The organism is Streptomyces sp. NPDC054883, assembly GCF_053610645.1.
This window is the reverse complement of sequence record NZ_JBSGYT010000057.1, coordinates 1-17,425: the sequence shown is the minus strand read 5'-3', so window position 1 is coordinate 17,425 and position 17,425 is coordinate 1. Positions and strand designations below refer to the sequence as shown.

16 protein-coding genes are annotated in these 17,425 nt (G+C 72.7%); 6 read left to right on the top strand and 10 right to left on the bottom strand.

Annotation, left to right across the window (positions count from 1 at the left end; translation table 11 throughout):
- The first annotated feature begins 88 nt into the window (after window positions 1–88).
- The 4 genes from ACWGH1_RS30515 to abc-f all read left to right on the top strand — a co-directional run bounded on the left by ACWGH1_RS30515 (window position 89) and on the right by abc-f (window position 4,141).
- The gene (locus tag ACWGH1_RS30515) at window positions 89–910 is read left to right on the top strand and encodes an AfsR/SARP family transcriptional regulator (protein ID WP_453351997.1); all 822 of its coding nucleotides are present in this window, start codon (window positions 89–91) and stop codon (window positions 908–910) included.
- 112 nt (window positions 911–1,022) lie between these two features.
- Complete coding sequence (locus ACWGH1_RS30510; protein WP_453351998.1) at window positions 1,023–1,976, top strand: aromatase/cyclase; 954 nt, start codon at window positions 1,023–1,025, stop codon at window positions 1,974–1,976.
- Between the two features lie 55 nt (window positions 1,977–2,031).
- A complete protein-coding gene (locus ACWGH1_RS30505; protein ID WP_453351999.1) occupies window positions 2,032–2,328 on the top strand; it encodes an antibiotic biosynthesis monooxygenase family protein in 297 nt (98 codons plus the stop codon).
- Between the two features lie 145 nt (window positions 2,329–2,473).
- Window positions 2,474–4,141: a ribosomal protection-like ABC-F family protein gene (abc-f, locus tag ACWGH1_RS30500; RefSeq protein WP_453352007.1), complete on the top strand. Its 1,668-nt coding sequence runs from the start codon at window positions 2,474–2,476 to the stop codon at window positions 4,139–4,141.
- Between the two features lie 3 nt (window positions 4,142–4,144).
- Here the strand turns inward: abc-f and ACWGH1_RS30495 are convergent, their stop codons facing one another.
- The 10 genes from ACWGH1_RS30495 to ACWGH1_RS30450 all read right to left on the bottom strand — a co-directional run bounded on the left by ACWGH1_RS30495 (window position 4,145) and on the right by ACWGH1_RS30450 (window position 14,187).
- Window positions 4,145–5,131, bottom strand: coding sequence for a Gfo/Idh/MocA family protein (locus ACWGH1_RS30495; RefSeq protein WP_453352000.1), 987 nt, complete (start codon window positions 5,129–5,131; stop codon window positions 4,145–4,147).
- 9 nt (window positions 5,132–5,140) lie between these two features.
- Complete coding sequence (locus ACWGH1_RS30490; RefSeq protein ID WP_453352001.1) at window positions 5,141–6,565, bottom strand: NDP-hexose 2,3-dehydratase family protein; 1,425 nt, start codon at window positions 6,563–6,565, stop codon at window positions 5,141–5,143.
- The gene (locus ACWGH1_RS30485) at window positions 6,555–7,331 is read right to left on the bottom strand and encodes a thioesterase II family protein (RefSeq protein WP_453352002.1); all 777 of its coding nucleotides are present in this window, start codon (window positions 7,329–7,331) and stop codon (window positions 6,555–6,557) included. Before ACWGH1_RS30485 ends, ACWGH1_RS30490 begins: the two co-directional genes overlap by 11 nt.
- Window positions 7,328–7,918, bottom strand: a complete 591-nt coding sequence (locus ACWGH1_RS30480; RefSeq protein ID WP_453352003.1) for a dTDP-4-dehydrorhamnose 3,5-epimerase family protein — start codon at window positions 7,916–7,918, stop codon at window positions 7,328–7,330. The genes ACWGH1_RS30485 and ACWGH1_RS30480 overlap by 4 nt, the downstream gene beginning before the upstream one ends.
- Window positions 7,905–8,933: a dTDP-glucose 4,6-dehydratase gene (gene rfbB / locus ACWGH1_RS30475; RefSeq protein ID WP_453352004.1), complete on the bottom strand. Its 1,029-nt coding sequence runs from the start codon at window positions 8,931–8,933 to the stop codon at window positions 7,905–7,907. The genes ACWGH1_RS30480 and rfbB overlap by 14 nt, the downstream gene beginning before the upstream one ends.
- Window positions 8,934–8,990: 57 nt before the next feature.
- Window positions 8,991–9,965, bottom strand: a complete 975-nt coding sequence (rfbA, locus tag ACWGH1_RS30470; protein ID WP_453352005.1) for a glucose-1-phosphate thymidylyltransferase RfbA — start codon at window positions 9,963–9,965, stop codon at window positions 8,991–8,993.
- Complete coding sequence (locus tag ACWGH1_RS30465) at window positions 9,958–11,112, bottom strand: DegT/DnrJ/EryC1/StrS family aminotransferase (RefSeq protein ID WP_453409195.1); 1,155 nt, start codon at window positions 11,110–11,112, stop codon at window positions 9,958–9,960. The genes rfbA and ACWGH1_RS30465 overlap by 8 nt, the downstream gene beginning before the upstream one ends.
- Complete coding sequence (locus ACWGH1_RS30460) at window positions 11,109–11,555, bottom strand: sugar 3,4-ketoisomerase (protein WP_453353827.1); 447 nt, start codon at window positions 11,553–11,555, stop codon at window positions 11,109–11,111. Before ACWGH1_RS30460 ends, ACWGH1_RS30465 begins: the two co-directional genes overlap by 4 nt.
- A 59-nt stretch (window positions 11,556–11,614) precedes the next feature.
- The gene (locus tag ACWGH1_RS30455) at window positions 11,615–12,880 is read right to left on the bottom strand and encodes a cytochrome P450 (RefSeq protein WP_453353828.1); all 1,266 of its coding nucleotides are present in this window, start codon (window positions 12,878–12,880) and stop codon (window positions 11,615–11,617) included.
- Window positions 12,881–12,960: 80 nt separating this feature from the next.
- Window positions 12,961–14,187, bottom strand: a complete 1,227-nt coding sequence (locus tag ACWGH1_RS30450; protein ID WP_453353829.1) for a macrolide family glycosyltransferase — start codon at window positions 14,185–14,187, stop codon at window positions 12,961–12,963.
- Window positions 14,188–14,472: 285 nt separating this feature from the next.
- Between ACWGH1_RS30450 and ACWGH1_RS30445 the strand changes: the two genes are divergently transcribed.
- Both ACWGH1_RS30445 and ACWGH1_RS30440 read left to right on the top strand, forming a co-directional pair.
- Window positions 14,473–15,687: a cytochrome P450 gene (locus ACWGH1_RS30445; RefSeq protein WP_453353830.1), complete on the top strand. Its 1,215-nt coding sequence runs from the start codon at window positions 14,473–14,475 to the stop codon at window positions 15,685–15,687.
- Between the two features lie 113 nt (window positions 15,688–15,800).
- On the top strand, window positions 15,801–17,425 hold a 1,625-nt coding region (locus tag ACWGH1_RS30440), incomplete at its 3' end, for a type I polyketide synthase (protein ID WP_453409194.1).

Here is a 17,425-nt window from a genome sequence, read left to right as displayed (position 1 = left end):
ATCATTCCGGGAAGCGGCCCGGCGCTTCGCTACCGTTCGACCACCGAGACCGAAAATCGACGGAGTGCGACCAGGTGCGGAGGAAACCGTGAAGATTCAGGTTCTGGGTCCGTTGAGTGCCGAGGTCAACGGCGGCTCGATCGTTCCGACGGCCGGGAAACCGCGCCAGATACTGGCGCTCCTGTCCCTGTATCCGGGACGGGTGGTCCCCGTTCCCACCCTCATGGAGGAGCTCTGGCGGACGGAACTCCCGCAGAGCGCCCTGACCACGCTCCAGACCTACATCCTCCAGCTGCGCCGCCGCCTGGGCACGGCCATGGGCCCCGGCACCACCGCCGGGGCCAAGGACGTCATCGCCACCCGGCACGGCGGCTACCTGCTCCAGATCGCCCCCGATTCCGTCGACGTCCACGCGTACGAGAGCCTCGTCCGGGCCGGCCAGCAGGCCTTCGACGCCGGTGACGACGCGGGCGCGGCGGCCCGGCTGCGCGAGGCGCTCGCCCTGTGGCAGGGCCCGGCGCTGGTCGACGTACACGTGGGGCCCGTCCTCGGCATCGAGGTCCTGCGGCTGGAGGAGAGCCGGCTGGTGACGCTGGAGCGGCGCATCGACGTCGACCTGCGGCTCGGCCGGCACGCCGAACTCATCGTGGAACTCACCGGGCTGATCGCCCGCCACCCGCAGCACGAGGGCCTGCACTCGCAGGCGATGGTCGCCCTCTACCGCTCCGGCCGGCAGGCCACCGCCCTCGATGTGTACCGCCGGCTGCGCGCCCGGCTCGTGGAGGAGCTCGGCGTCGAACCCAGCCCCCAGCTCCAGCGGCTGCACCAGGCGATGCTGACCGTCGACCCCGCCCTCGACGTCATCGCCGGGCCGCGCCGCTCCTCCACCTTCGACCTCTTCGCCGCGTAGCGCGCCGGCACCCGAGCGCGGTTCGAGGCACCGTCGACCCGCTCTCCGGTACGTCCCGCGATGGTCGGAGGCCGGGGGTCGAGAGAGGTGTGAGCCGATGTCAGGTGAGCGTGTGCGTCGCACGTCGTACGCGGTGGAGGTGGCGGCGCCCGCCGGAGTGGTCTACGCGCTGCTCGCGGACACCACCCAGTGGCCGCTGTTCGTCCCGCCGAGCATCCACGTCGAACGGCTGGACTTCGACGGGACCCACGACCGCTTCGGCATGTGGGCCACCGCGGGCGGCACCGTCACCTCCTGGATCTCCCGCCGCTCCCTGGACAGCGCCGCCCGGACCATCGACTTCCGGCAGGAGGTCCCGGCGCCGCCCGCGACTTCCATGGGCGGCCGCTGGGCCGTCGACGAGCTGGGCCCCGAGCGGTCCCGGCTGACCCTGCTGCACCAGTTCACCGTCGCGGACGACAACGAGGCCGACGCCGACTGGGTCACCCGGGCCACCGACGCCAACAGCGGCGCGGAACTGGCCCGGCTCAAGGAGACCGCCGAACGCTGGACCCGGCTGGACGACCTGCTGCTCACCTTCGAGGACTCCGTGCGCGTCCACGGCCCCGCCGAACTCGTCTACGAGTTCCTCTACGGGGCCGCGGACTGGCCCGCCCACCTGCCCGACGTCATCCGCGCCGACGTCTGCGAGGACCGCACCGGCGTACAGCTGCTGAGCCTCGACACCCGAGGGGCGGACGGCCGTACCCACACCGCCGAATCCGTGCGGGTCTGCTTCCCGTACGCCGGGCGGATCGTCTTCAAGGAGACCCGGAGCCCGCTGCCGCTCGCCGCGCACACCGGCGAATGGTCGCTGATCCCCGACGAGAGCGGACTGACCGCCGTGGCCCGGCACAGCGTCCTGCTGCGCGAGGAGGACATCGAGCGGCTCCTCGGCCCCGGCGTCGACCTCGCCCAGGCCCGCGACCACGTACGGCGCACCCTGGGTGCGACGAGCACCGCCACCCTCCACCGCGCCCGCCGGTACGCGGAATCCGCCGTCCGCGTCCTCATCCCGGGGAGCTGACCCGGCCCCGCCGAACGCGCCCCGCGCGCACCGAACCCCGACAGGAGCGACCACCATGGTGACCTTCGTCAACAAGCTCAGCGTCCACGGCGACCTCGGACGGTTCCTCGCGACCAGGAGCCGGCTCACGCGCTTCCTCAGCGCCCAGCCCGGCTGCGTCAGCCACCAGACGCTGCGCCTCGTCGGCGCCGCGGACGTCTTCGTGGAGCTGTCCGTCTGGAAGGACGCCGACGCCCACCGGGCCGCCGTCGCAGAAGACGGCTACCGCAGGCTCAGCGAGGAACTCGCCGAACTGGCCGCGCCCGAGCCGGGCCTGTACGAGACGGTCGCCGGCGGCGGGGCCGCCGCCTGAGCCCGCCGCCGAGGCCCGCCCGCTGCCCCTACCCGTATTCCAGCCCCGGTCCACTGCGGCTCGAGCGTCCCGGGACAGGGTCGGCCGTGGACCGACCCGCACGACCAGGAGCATGTCTATGCGAATGTCCTCACCCACCGCGTCCCTGGCGCACTCCCAGCTCTCGCTGGACGAGGTCACCAAACGCTACGACGACCACGTGGTGCTGGACCGGGTGTCGCTGACGGTGAAGCCGGGCGAGAAGGCCGGCGTCATCGGGGACAACGGTTCGGGCAAGTCGACGCTGCTGCGGCTCATCGCCGGCGTCGAGAGCGCCGACAACGGCGACGTGACCGTCGCCGCGCCCGGCGGGACGGGCTACCTGCCCCAGCGCCTGGAGCTGCCCGCCGGCGCCACCGTCAAGGACGTACTGGACCGGGCGTTCGCGGACCTGCGGGACGTCGAGCGCCGGCTGCACGAGGCGGAGGACGCGCTCGTCGACGACGACCCCCGGCTCCTGCAGACCTACGGCGACCTGCTCGCCGAGTTCGAGGCGCGCGGCGGCTACGAGGCGGACGCCCGCGCCGACGCCGCCCTGCACGGCCTGGGCCTGCCCGGCCTCGACCGGGCCCGGGCCGTCGACACCCTGTCCGGCGGGGAGCGTTCGCGCCTGGCGCTGGCCGCCACCCTGGCCGCCGCCCCCGAACTGCTGCTGCTCGACGAGCCGACGAACGACCTGGACGACCAGGCCGTCGACTGGCTGGAGAAGCGGCTGCGCGACCACCGGGGCACCGTCGTCGTCATCACCCACGACCGGGCGTTCCTGGAAGCCGTCACCTCCGCCATCCTGGAAGTCGACCCCGACCGGCGCACCGTCAACCGCTACGGCAACGGCTACCAGGGCTACCTGACGGCCAAGGCCGCCGCCCGCGCCCGCTGGGAGCAGGAGTACGAGGACCACCTCCAGGAGATCGCCCGCCAGGAGAAGCTCGCCGAGAACGCCGGCCGGATGCTCGCCTCGATCGCCGCGAAGGGCCCCTGGGCGTTCAGCGGCTCCGAGCACCACCGCGCCCGGTCCTCCTCCACGGCCACCTCGGGCAAGGCCCGCAACGCCAACGAACGGCTGCGCAGGCTGCGGGAGAACCCCGTCCCCGCCCCGCCCGAGCCGCTGCGCTTCACCGCCTCCCTCACCGTCGGGAACGCGGCGGCGGCCGACGCGGCGACCGGCGGCCCGGCGGTCGGCCCAGCACCGGACGGGGCCCTCACCGAAATCTCCGGCGTCGAGGTCACCGGCCGGCTGCGCATCGACGCGCTGAGCATCGCCCAGGGCGAACGGCTCCTGGTCACCGGGCCGAACGGCGCGGGCAAGAGCACCCTGCTGCGGGTGCTCGCCGGGGACCTGACCCCCGACCGCGGCACCGTACGCCGGGCCGCGCACATCGGCTGGCTGCGCCAGGACGAGACGCCCAAGCACCCCCGGCGCTCGGTGCTCGCCGAGTTCGCCGAGGGCCGGCCCGGACACCCCGACGAGTACGCCGGACAGCTGCTGGCGCTGGGCCTGTTCCGCGAGGCGGAGCTGGAGCTGCCGGTCGGCTCGCTGTCGGTGGGCCAGCGCCGCCGCATCGACGTGGCGCGCCTGGTGACCCGGCCGGTGGACCTGCTGCTGCTGGACGAGCCCACCAACCACCTGTCCCCGCTGCTGGTGGAGGAGCTGGAGGAGGCCCTCGCGCAGTACACGGGCGCGGTGGTCACCGTCACGCACGACCGGCGGATGCGGCGCGGCTTCACGGGAACACACCTCGAACTGCGCGACGGGGCACCGTTCGCGCCGTGACGCTCACACCGTGACGTGGCGGGCCGCCCCGCGGACCTCGTCCAGCAGGGCGGCCTGCCGCCGCGACTCTTCGCCGAGCAGCGGCAGGCCGGGCGCGCCGCCGTCCCGGACGGCGCCGGCGAAGTACCGCAGCACCGACTCGAAGTGGTCCTCGGCGGGGACGCGCAGTTCGCCGTGGTCCGTGCCGACGGCGAGGCGGACGACCGGCGCGTGCTCGGGGGCCGTCGTGTACACGTGGTCGACGGACAGGGTGCCCGCGCTGCCCTGGACCTCGTACCAGGACCGGTAGTGGTGCTCCATCCCGAACCGGACGTGCGCCGCGGCCCCGTCGGACGCGGCCAGCAGCACGGAGCCGGAGAGGTCCACGCCGTACCGCTCGCTGCGGCGCAGCACGGCCCCGGCCACGGACAGGCCGCCGCCGAGGAAGCGCAGGGCGGCCCGCAGCGGGTAGACGCCGTTGTCGAGCAGCGCCCCGCCGCCGACCGCGGGATCGTGGCGGGTGTCGCCGTCCGGGCGGGGCGGGATGGTGAACGCCGCCGACACGGTGCGGACCGTGCCGAGCCTGCCGGAGGCCAGCAGCCCGGACACGGTCCGCTGGGTGGCGTGGTGGAGGAACATGAAGTTCTCCAGCAGGACCAGCGAACGCCGTCCGGCGAGCCGGAACAGCCGCTCGGCGTCCGCCGCGCCGGTGGCCAGCGGCTTCTCGACGAGGACGTGCTTGCCCGCGCGCAGCGCCCGCTCCGCCCACCGGGCGTGCAGCATCGTCGGCAGGCACAGGTAGACGGCCTCGACGTCGGGCCGCTCCAGCAGCGCCTCGTAGGAGGCGGCGGCCGTCCCGCCGAACCGCTGCGCGAACGCCTCGGCCCGCGCGGGGTCGCGGGCGGCGACGGCGACGAGCGTGAGCTCCGGGGTCCGCAGCAGCGCGGGCAGCGTCCGGCGGGCGGCGATGTCGCCGCAGCCGAGGAGGCCGAGGCGCACGGGAGTGGGCATGGGCGTCCCTCAGTACAGCGTGTGGGCGCACACCACCAGCGTGCGCAGTTCGACATTGAGCTGGTTGCCGTACGCGAGCAGCTCGGTGAGCTGGGCGAACGTAAGCCAGGCGTAGTCCTCCGGGACATCCTCGGCGAACGTGTCGGGCGCCTCGACGATCGTGTACCGGTTCTCCGCGTGGTAGAAGCGGCCGCCTTCCTCGGACTGCACGGCGTCGTAGCGGACGCGGCCGGCCGGGGCGGCCAGCACGTCCGCGAGGAACGGCGGGAAGGGCTGCCCGCCCGGACCGGTGTGGTCCGCCGGACGGCAGTGGACGGTCGGGGCGAGTTCGGCCACGTTGAGGTGGCCGACGTCGACGCGGGCCTGTACCAGCGCGTGCAGGGTGCCGCCGATCCGCTTCACGACCAGCGCCATCAGCCCCGGCACCTGCGGCTGGATCAGCGGCTGCGACCAGCAGGCCACCTCGCGGTTGCTGGCGCGGATGTCGGCCCCGATGACGCGGAAGCGCCGGCCGCTGTCGTGGCCGATCTCCTCGCCGGTGCGCCGCCAGCCGTCCTCGGCGACCGCGTCCAACGGGATCCGGCGCTGGACCAGTTCGCGCAGCGCCCGGATGCCGGTGAGCCAGCTGAGGATCTCCGGCATGGTGTGCCGGGCGGCGGCCGACGGGTCGTGGAAGGAGCGCAGCACCGGGTCGGCGGCCGTGCCGTCACCGGCGCCGGCCGTGGGCAGGCAGGCGAGGATGGAGCGGGTGTCCATGTTGACGACGTTGTCCAGGTGCAGCAGCCGCAGCAGCTGCCCGAAGGTCAGCCAGCGGAACTCGGGCCCCGCCTCGATGTCCTCGTCCACCTCGATGATCATGTTGCGGTTGCGTTTGGCGAGGAACCAGTCGGCCTGCTCGGACTGGAGCACGTCCACCAGCACCCTGGCCCGCCCGCGCCGCAGGAACAGGTCGAGGTAGGGGATGGGGCGGCCCTTGTGCACGCCCGTGAAGTTGCTGCGGGTGGCCTGGACGGTCGGCGAGAGCTGGAGCGTGTTGATGTTGCCGGGCTCCATCTTGGCCTGCATCAGGAAGTGCAGGACGCCGTCGATCTCCCGGGCGACGATGCCCAGCAGGCCCACCTCCGGCTGCACGATGATCGGCTGCTTCCAGCCCCCGGCGGGCAGCCCGTCGGCGTGCACGTGGAGCCCTTCGACGGCGAAGAAGCGGCCCGACTCGTGCCGCAGGTCCCCCGTCCCCTCCTCGAAGTACCAGCCCCGCAACCGCTCGAACGGCACCCGCGTGACCCGGAACTCCCCCGCGCGGGCCCGCTGCGCCAGCCACGGCGGCACCTGCCCGACCGGCATGGCCGGACTGTCCGGGGTACGGGCCGAAACGAGCAGGCGGCGTGCGGTCTCCACCCGGTCGGCGGCCCGGGCCGCCGTGTCAGTGAGCATGCTCCAGCGCCTCCTCGATGATGGTGCAGACGGATTCCGTACGGTCGTTGAGGAAGAAGTGCCCACCGGGCATCACCCACAGCCGGAAGTCCCCGGCCGCCACGTCCGACCAGCGCTGGGCGTCCCCGACGGGGACGTTCGGGTCGCTGTCGCCGGTCAGGACCGTCACCGGCATCCGCAGCGCCGCCCCCGGCCGGTGGACGTACGCGCCCGCCATCTCGTAGTCGCTGCGGATCGCGGGCAGCACCATGCGCAGCAGCTCCTCGTCCTGGAGCAGCGCCGGATCGGTGCCCTGCAACCGGGAGATCATGGCGATCAGCTCCCCGTCGTCCAGCAGGTGCCCGGTGTCGCGGTGCGGTACGGTCGGCGCCCGGCGGCCCGACAGGAACAGGTGCACGGGCGCTTCGCCGTACGCGGCCAGCCGCCGGGCGGTCTCGTACGCGAGCGTGGCGCCCAGACTGTGCCCGAACAGCGCGAACGGCCGGCCGGTCCACTGCCGGAGCTCCGGCAGCAGCGCCTCGACCAGCTCCTCCACGCTCCGCGCGAAGGGCTCGGAGCGGCGCTCCTGGCGGCCCGGGTACTGCACGGTCAGCACCTCGACCCCGCGGGGTGCGAGTGCGGCGGCGAAGCGGAGGTAGGAGCTGGCCGAGCCGCCCGCGTGCGGGAAGCACACCAGCCGCACGGCCGCGGAGTCGAGCGGGCGGAAGCGGCGCAGCCACGCGTCGCGGGTGACGGCCGGGGCGCGCGTGGCGGTGGGCAGGGTCACGGTCGGTTCAGCTCCTCGGGAGGCGTGTAGCGGGGCAGCCGGCCGGACGCCACGACCTCGGCGAGCGAGGGTGCCGCCGCGTCCTTCGGGGACCGGACGGGAGGCCCGGTCAGCCCCCAGGGCAGGGCCAGTTCGGGGTCCAGGGCGTCGAGGTCGACCATCGCGCCGGGTACGTACTCCGCGGACAGCAGGTAGTTCACGCAGGCGCCGTCCTCCAGGGCGAGGAAGGCGTGGCCGATGCCGCCGGGCAGGTACAGGGCGGTGCCGTCCTCGGCGTCCAGCCGGGTCATGACGTGCCGGCCGAAGGCCGGCGAACCGACGCGCAGGTCCACCATGAAGTCGAGGACGGACCCGCGCACACAGGTGACGAGCTTGCTCGCGTCCGGGGGCACGTCGTTGCAGTGCACGCCGCGCAGCGTGCCGCGGCGCGAGACGGAGTTGTTGACCTGCCGGACGGTGAACTCCAGGCCCGTCTCGCTGGTCAGCAGGCTGTGCCGGGCGGCCTCGTAGAAGTGGCCGCGCTCGTCCTCGATCCGGTCGGGGACGATCCGGTAGGCACCGGGCAGGACGGTCTCATCGATCCGCATGGGACCCCGCCCGCCGCTCCCCGCGCGCCGCCGGCAGCGCCGCCCGCGCTTTCAGCGGCTCCCACCACGCGCGGTTGTCCCGGTACCAGGCCACCGTCCCGGCCAGCCCGCGGGCGAACGGTACGCGCGGCGCGTACCCGAGCTCCGCGGCGATCTTCGCGATGTCCACCGAGTACCGGCGGTCGTGCGCCGCCCGGTCCGCGACCCGCCGCACGGCGGAGGCGTCGCGCCCGCACAGCTCCAGCAGCCGCCCGGTCAGCTCCAGGTTGGTCAGCTCGGTGCCGCCGCCGATGTTGTACACCTCGCCGGGCCGGCCCTTGACCGCGACCAGCGCGATCCCGCGGCAGTGGTCGTCGACGTGCAGCCAGTCGCGGCTGTTGCCGCCGTCCCCGTACAGCGGGACGTCCAGCCCGTCGATCAGGTTGGTGGTGAACAGCGGGATGGCCTTCTCGGGGAACTGGTACGGGCCGTAGTTGTTGGAGCAGCGCGTCACGCACACCTCCAGCCCGTGCGTGCGGTGGCAGGCGAGCGCGAGGAGGTCGGAGGCGGCCTTGGAGGCCGCGTACGGCGAGTTGGGCGCCAGCGGGTGCTCCTCCGGCCACGACCCCGTCTCGATCGACCCGTACACCTCGTCGGTGGAGACGTGCACGAAGCGGCCCACACCGGCGGTGACGGCGGCCTGGAGCAGCGTCTGGGTGCCGAGCACGTTGGTCCGTACGAACTCCGAGGCGTCGGCGATCGAGCGGTCGACGTGCGACTCGGCGGCGAAGTGCACCACCAGAGCGGTCCCGGCCATCAGCCCGGCGACCAGACCGGCGTCGCAGATGTCACCGTGCACGAACCGCAGCCGGGGATGGTCCCGCACCGGGTCGAGACTCGCGAGGTTCCCGGCGTAGGTGAGGGCGTCCAGCACCACCACCTCGCCCTCGCCCAGGTCCGGGTAGGACCCGGCGAGCAGCTCTCTGACGAAGTGGGAGCCGATGAAGCCCGCACCTCCGGTCACCAGGACACGCATGTGGAAGAGGCCTTTCCGCGAACGGGTTGGGCGGTGGGAGAGGGGCCTGGAGGGCGCTCAGGCGGCGGGGGAGTCGGCCCCCTTGCCCGCCGCGGCCCGGCCGGCGAGCTGGCGCACGTAGTTGCCGTAGCTGGAGTCGCCGAGTTCGCGGCCGAGCGCGAAACACTGCTCGTGGCTGATGAACCCCATCCGCAGGGCGATCTCCTCGACGCACGCGATCCGCTCGCCCTGGCGCTGCTCCAGCAGCTGGACGTACTGCCCGGCCTGTAGCAGCGAGTCGTGCGTGCCCATGTCCAGCCAGGCGAAGCCGCGGCCCAGCTCGTTGAGGCGGGCCCGGCCCTGCGCCAGGTAGACCCGGTTGACGTCGGTGATCTCCAGCTCGCCGCGTGCCGACGGGGTCAGCCCGCGGGCGATCTCCACCACGTCGTTGTCGTACAGGTACAGGCCGGTGACCGCGAGGTTGGAGCGCGGCTTGACCGGCTTCTCCACCAGCGACACCAGCCGCCCTTCGGAGTCCACCTCGCCGACGCCGTAGCGCTGCGGGTCCTGGACCGGGTACCCGAAGAGCTCACAGCCGTCCAGCCGCCTGGCGGCCTGCGAGATCAGCGAGGAGAAACCGGGGCCGTGGAAGACGTTGTCCCCCAGGATCAGCGCCACCGGGCTGTCGCCGATGTGCTCCTCGCCGATGAGGAAGGCCTCCGCGATGCCGCGCGGCTCGTCCTGCTCCGCGTAGTTGAGGTCGAGGCCGAGCTGGGAGCCGTCGCCGAGCAGGGCCCGGAACATCTCCAGGTGGTTCTTGGCCGAGATGATCTGGATGTCCCGGATGCCGGCCAGCATCAGCACCGACAGCGGGTAGTAGATCATCGGCTTGTCGTACACCGGCAGGAGCTGCTTCGACAGCGTCCCGGTCAGCGGCCGCAGCCGGGTGCCGCTCCCGCCGGCCAGGACGATGCCCTTGAGCGGCCGGCGCGGTCCGCCGCCGCCGAGCGTCGACACGGACGGGAGGGAGGGAAGGGACGGAACCTCAATCATGGCTGCTCTCCGTGGCGTCACGGACCGCCGTGATGACGGTCTCTACGTCCTTCGCGGTCAGCTGCGGCCCCATGGGCAGGCTCAGCACCTCGGCGGCCAGACGCTCGGAGTGGGGCAGCTCGCCGGCGACGGTGCCCGCGTAGGCATCCGACCGGTGGACGGCGACCGGGTAGTGGACCAGGCTCTCCACCCCGGCGCCGGTCAGCGCACGCCGCAGCCGGTCGCGGTGCGGCGTGCGCAGTACGTACTGGTGCCAGACCGGCCCCGCCCAGGAGCGGACGGCCGGGACGGTGATCCCGGGCAGGCCGGCGAGCCCCTCGCCGTAACGGGCGGCGACGGCGTCCCGGCGGGCGTTCCAGCCGTCCAGCCGGGGCAGCTTCACGCGCAGCGCCGCCGCCTGGATCTCGTCCAGGCGGGAGTTGGTGCCGCGCGCCTCGTGCCGGTACTTCTCGCGGGAGCCGTAGTTGCGCAGCAACCGGATCCGCTCCGCCAGCTCCCGGTCGGCGGTGACCACGGCGCCGCCGTCGCCCAGCGCGCCCAGGTTCTTGCCCGGGTAGAAGCTGAACGCCGCCGCGTAGCGGGAGCCGATGCGCCGGCCCCGGTAGCGGGCCCCGTGCGCCTGCGCCGCGTCCTCCACGACCGGGATGCCGCGGGGCGCGGTCACGGCGTCGATCGCGTCCAGGTCCACCGGGTGCCCGTACGTGTGCACCGGCATGACCGCCTTGGTGCGCGGGCCGATCGCGGCCGCCAGCCGCTCCGGGTCGATCAGGAACGAATCCGGCTCCGGCTCAACCGGCACCGGGCGGGCACCGGTCGCGGACACCGCCAGCCACGTCGCGATGAAGGTGTGCCCGGGGACGACGACCTCGTCACCCTCCCCGATCCCCAGCGCCCGCAGCGTCAGCTCCAGGGCGTCCAGGCCGCTGCCCAGTCCCACGCAGTGCGCGTTCTCGCAATACCGCGCGAACTCCTCCTCGAAGGCGGCCAGTTCCGCCCCCAGCAGGTACCGGCCGGACCGGGTCACCCGCAGCACCGCAGCGTCGAGTTCCTCCCGTACCCCGTCCAGCGCGTGCAGGTCCCGCAGGTCGTGGAAGGGGACGCGGTGCTGCGTCGGCGCGGCGCTCCGCGGCACCGCCGTCGCCGTCACCCCGGCCTCCGCGCGTCGGCCAGGAACTCCTCGTAGTCGCGGTAGTAGTCCGCCTCGTCGTAGTGCAGCGAGGCCAGGACCAGGGCGACCGCGCCCTCGGAGAAGCCGCTGAGGTCGCGCCACACCATCGGGCCGACGTACAGGCCCCGGCCGGCGTCGTCCAGCTCGTACCGGGCCCGGCGCTCGCCGTCGTCCACGGTGATCGTGAAACTGCCGTGCACGGCGATGATCAGCTGCTCCAGCGCCCGGTGCGCGTGACCGCCCCGCGAGGAACCCGGGTCCGGGTCGTGCAGGTAGTACACCCGCCGGATCGGGAAGCCCGCCGTCCATTCGGACTCCACGACGGACAGGTTGCCCCGCTCGTCGTTGTGCTGCTCCAAGTCGATGAAGGCGCAGGGTTTGACCCTGCCCACCTTCGCTTCTGTGGTGATGCCCACGGACATGCGATCGCGCTCCCTCGTTGCCTGGTCCGGACCCGGTCGGGTTCCTCGGCGCGGACGCCTCAGCCGCGGACGACGGAGACCGGCAGATGGCGGGCGGTCAGCTCGTCGGCCTCGTAGAACTGCGCCTCGTCGTGGCCCACCGAGAACGCGGAGAACGTGTCGAAGAACAGGTTCAGGAAGACCTTGGCCTCGATCCGCGCCAGGAACGCGCCCAGGCAGTGGTGGATGCCGTGCCCGAACGCCATGTGCTTGTTCGCGGACCGGCGGATGTCGAAGGTGTCCGGGTCCGGGAACTGCGCGCCGTCACGGTTGGCCGAGGCGCTCCACGCCGTCACCATCTGACCGGCCTTCATCGGCACGCCCAGGATGTCGGTGTCCTGCGTCAGCAGCCGGAATATGTTGTTGAACGGGCCCCGGAAACGCAGCGTCTCCTCGATGGCGCCCGGGATCAGCGAACGGTCGGCGCGCAGCTCGGCCTGCGCCTCGGGGTGCCGGTCCAGCACGATGAGCAGGTTGCCCAGCAGCGTGGCACTGGAGATGTGGCCCGCCGTCAGCAGCAGTGCCACGATGTTGACGATCTCCTCGTCCGTCAGCCGCCGGCCCTCGACCTCGGACTCGATGAGCCCGCTCATCAGGTCGTCGGTCGGCTCCGCCCGCTTCTCGGCGATCTTCGCGTACAGGTACGCCGCCCACTCCTTGATGGCCGGACCCATCGTCTCCGCGAAGTCGTCCGGCAGGTTCGGGTACTCCATCCCCTCGTTGTTGAGGATGACGTCGACCCACTCGCGGAACAGGTCCTGGTCCGCCGCCGGCACCCCCAGCAGCTCCGCGATCACCGTCACCGGCAGCGGATACGCGAGGTCCGTGACCGCGTCGATCTCCGTCCGGCCGCCCAGACCCGCGAGCAGCTCCCGGGTGATCTCCTCGATCCGCGGTTCCAGCGCGGCCATCCGGCGCGGGGTGAACGCCTGGCTGACCAGCCGGCGCAGCGGACCGTGCTTGGGCGGGTCGATGCCGCCGAAGGTACCCGGACCCATCAGCAGGGCCAGCTCCTCCGGGACCGGGAAGACCGGCGAGAAGTCCGAGGAGAAGATCTGTGGGTTCGTGGAGACGGTGTTGTAGTCCTCGTACGAGAAGACCTGCCACGCGAAGCGCGTCGCGTCGTAGAAGACGGGCGCCTCGGCACGGGCGCGCGCGAACCACTCCAGCAGCTGCTCGGCGTTGGCGCCCTCCGGCTGGGCCAGCGGGTGCGGCGCCTCGGCGGCCGGCGCCCCGTCCAGGGCGGCCTCGTCCTGGGCGGCGAGGTCCGTGGTCTGTGTCGTCATGTCGGCTTCCTCAGCTCTGGTACGGCAGAAGTGGGGGGCGGGAGGGAGGAGGGGGAGGGGCGCCGGCCAGGGCGCGGGGGTCAGGCGGCGGCGGGCACGGGCGCCACCAGCCGCTCGATCGCGTCCGCGGCGGCCGTGGGACCGCCCGCCGACTCGATCTCGTGGCGCAGCCGGGCCACCGCGTCGCGCACCTTCGCGTCACCGGCGACCGCGAGGACGGTCTCGCGGATCAGCTCCGGCGAGATGTCCTTGCGCAGGATCTTGGCGCCCACACCCAGCTGCTCCACCCGCGTCGCGGTCGCGTGCAGCTCGGCCATCTGCGGCACGCAGATCACCGGCACTCCCTCGGAGACGGCCTGGAGCACCGTGCTCGTACCTCCGTGGTTGATCATCAAGGTGGCGTGCCGCAGCACCTCGCCCTGCGGTACGAACTCGTGCACGCGCACGTGCGCCGGAACCTCACCCAGCTCCGCGGGATCCACTCCGCCGGCGTGCGCGATCACCACGTCCCAGTCGAGGTCCGCGAAGGCCTCGACGCAGGCGCGGAAGAAGGAGGGCTGCTTGTTGTACAGGGTGCCCAGACTGATCAGTGCCAGCGGCCGGCCCGTGGCCGGGGCCTCCCACGCGCCGTGGAAGCTGTTCGCGCTCGTACAAGGGCCGACGAACCCGACCTCCTCGCCGAACGTTTCCCCCGCGTACTGGAACGCGCGCGGCAGGTACACCAGCGCCGGCCCCGAGTGGACGTCGTCGGCGAACGCGCCGATGCTCTTGTCCACGCCGTGCTCGGCCAGCAGCTCCGCGACCACACCGAACAGCTCGCCCGTCTCCGGGTCCTCCTGCTGCTCCTCGGCCGTGTCCACCGGCGGGTGCAGCGACCAGTGCTCGTTCGCCACGTACGTGGGCGTGCTGCGGATGACGGGGACACCCCACTTCGCCGCGAGGATGTGCCCGCTCCAGAACGAGGACGGATCGCACACGAACACGTCCGGCCGCGCGTCCTCGAAGTGCGCCTCGAACGCCGGAAGGGTCTGCCGCGTCAGCTCCAGCATCCACTTCATCATGTTCACGAACTCCTGCTGGTCCGTGTACGCGGCCGAGTCCTGCTGCGGCACCATCGTCGCCAGGAACCGGTCCTGGTCCATCGGGTACGGGAGGAACTCCGCGCCCGTCGCGAGCACCCGTTCGGCGTAGTTCTCCGACAGGGCGTAGCTGACCCGGTGGCCGCGCGCGACGAGCTCCCGCGCCACGGACAGCGTCGGATTCACATGACCCGCCGCAGGGAGAATGAAGAAGGCGATATGCGCCATCGAGCCAGCCTTTCGAAGCAAAAATGGATATGGCTTGTCGATGCAACGGAAATTACGGGGGACCGGCCGCAGGGCGCAAGTACGGACTTGACACAGTGTCCGACGGGTCGACCTCGTGGCCGCGACCCTGTGCCGGAGTTCTCAATTCCCCATGGAATTCGACTCGACCGGCGCTCGACCGCCCAAAGCGAATACGCCCGAGTTGACATACTCCCATTCATCCTCGCGGAGACCACGGCGCACTGTTGTTGGGTGGCAAAGGTCCCGTACAGAGGAGATCCAGCCATGACCTGCCCTCATGCCGCCGCTTCCGGATCCGTCCGGACGTACCCCTTCGGTGACCGCGTCGACCTCGAACTCGACCCGGCGTACGCCGAACTGCGGGCCGGTGAGCCGGTGGCCCGGGTGCTCATGCCCTATGGCGGCGAAGCCTGGCTCCTCACCCGGCACGCCGACATCAAGAAGGCCTCGGCCGACCCGCGGCTGAGCATGCACGCCGGCGCCGACCGCGAGGTCCCCCGCGCCGCCCCGCGCGGCCTGGACTCCGTCGGCCTTATGGGCATGCCGCCCGAGAGCCACGCCCGCCTGCGCCGACTGGTCTCCCGCGCCTTCACCGCCCGCCGCGTCGCCGAGCTGCGCCCCCGCATCGCCGAGATCACCCACGGACTCATCGACGCACTCGTCGCCGAAGGCGGCCCCGCCGACCTCGTCCAGCGCCTCGCCCTGCCGCTGCCCACCGCCGTCATCTGCGAAATGCTCGGCATCCCGCACGGGGACCGGCACGTCTTCCGCGCCTTCACCGAAGCCCTCATGTCCACCAGCCGCTACACCGAACAGGAAGTCGCCGAAGCCGCCGAGCAGTACGCCGACTACCTGCGCGGCTACGTCGCCGAACGCCGCGCCCAACCCGAAGACGACCTGCTCAGCGCCCTCGTCGAAGCCCACGACGAAGGCGAGAAGCTCAGCGAGAACGAACTGCTCATGCTGGTGGGCGGCATGCTCATCGGCGGGCACGAGACCACCGCCGGACAGCTCGCCGGCCACGTCGCCCTCCTGCTGCGCGACCGCAGCCGGTACGAGGAACTGCGCGCCCGGCCCGAACTCGTCCCCTCCGCCGTCGAGGAACTCCTGCGCGTCGTCCCCCTCTGGGCCAGCGTCGGCCCCACCCGGATCGCCACCGAAGACGTGGAGATCGGCGGCGTCACCATCCGCGCCGGTGAAGCCGTCGTCTACTCCCTCGCCTCCGCCAACCGCGACGAGAGCGTCTTCGAGAACGCCTCCGACCTCGTCCTCGACCGCGCCGACAACCCGCACATCGCCTTCGGCCAGGGCCCCCACTACTGCCTCGGCGCACCACTGGCCCGCGCCGAACTCCAGTGCGCCCTCGAAGCCCTCGTCACCCGGCTCCCCGGACTGCGGCTCGCGGTCCCCGCCGACGAACTCGCCTGGCACGAGGGAATGCTCGTCCGAGGACCGGTGGAACTCCCCGTCGCCTGGTAACCGTCCGGGGCGCGCGCCCGGCCCGCTGCGTACTCGCGCCCTCCACGCTCCGGCGTCCTTCACAGCTTGCGAATCCTGCACATTTTCGTCTCGTCCCTGGCCATGGAGAAGCAATGACCCCCAAGACCGGTGAGCAGCACGTTGGTGAAAACGACATAGCCGTCGTGGGGATGTCCTGCCGACTGCCCGGAGCGGCGAACCCGGAAGAATTCTGGCAACTGCTCCGCACCGGCCGCCAGTCCGTCTCCCGGCAAAAGGACGGCACCTGGCGCGCGGCCCTGGACCACCACGGGGAATTCGACGCCGAATTCTTCGGGATGAGCCCGGCCCAGGCAGCCGCCACCGACCCCCAGCAGCGACTCGTACTCGAACTCGGCTGGGAGGCACTGGAACACGCGGGCATCGTCCCCGCCCGGCTCTCCGGCACCCGCACCGGGGTGTACGTCGCCATCGCCTCCGACGACTACGCCACCCTCGCCCAGCGCACCGAAGGCTCCGCCGGCGGCTACAGCGCGGCCGGCCGGCACCGCGCCATGGCCGCCAACCGCCTCTCCTACCTCCTCGGCCTGCGCGGCCCCAGCATGGCCGTCGACACCGCCCAGTCCTCCTCGCTCGTCGCCGTCCACCTCGCCTGCGAGAGCCTGCGCCGAGGGGAGACGGAACTCGCCGTCGTGGGCGGGGTCAGCCTCATCCTGGCCGACGAGAGCACCTCCGTCATGGAGCTCATGGGGGCGCTGTCCCCGGACGGCCGCTGCTACACCTTCGACGCCCGCGCCAACGGCTACGTACGCGGCGAGGGCGGAGCCGCCGTCGTACTCAAGCCACTGCGCCGGGCCCTCGCCGACGGCGACCCCGTGCACGCCGTCATCAAGGGCGGCGCCGTCAACAACGACGGCGGCGGGCCGAGCCTGACCACCCCCGACCGGGCCGCCCAGGAAGCGGTGCTCCGCGAGGCCTACGACCGGGCCGGCGTCCGGCCCGGCGACGTCCGCTTCGTGGAACTCCACGGCACCGGCACCCGCGCGGGCGACCCCGTCGAAGCCGCGGCCCTCGGCGCCGTCCTCGGCACGGCCCGGACCGGAGCCCGCGCCGCGGCCCCCCTCGCGGTCGGCTCCGCCAAGACCAACGTCGGCCACCTCGAGGGCGCGGCCGGACTCGTCGGCCTCCTCAAGGCCGCGCTCACCGTCCGCGAAGGGGAACTCCCGCCGAGCCTCAACTACACGAGCGCCAACCCCGGCATCCCGCTCGACGAGCTGAACCTGCGCGTCCAGACCGAGCTGGAACCGTGGAACGAGGAGCCCGGCCGGCGCCGCCTCGCGGGCGTCTCCTCCTTCGGCATGGGCGGCACCAACGCCCACCTCGTCCTCGAAGAGGCCCCGGCGGCGGAAGCGGCCGTACCGGGCCGACGGCTGCCCGTGCTCCCCTTCGTCGTCTCCGGCCGCACCGCCGAAGGCCTCCGCGACCAGGCCGCCCAGCTCAGCGCGCGCGTCGAGCACGGCCCGGAGCTGGCCCTCCCCGACGTGGCCTGGACCCTCGCCGCCGCCCGCACGACCTTCGGCCACCGGGCCGTGGTCCTGGCGGCCGACCGCGAGGAATTCCTGACCCGCCTGGAACGGTCCGCCGTACACGGGGTGGCGGGTGAGACCGGCCGTCGCGTACTGGTCTTCCCGGGGCAGGGGACGCAGTGGGTGGGGATGGGTGCGGGGCTGCTGGAGGCTTCGCCGGTGTTTGCGGATCG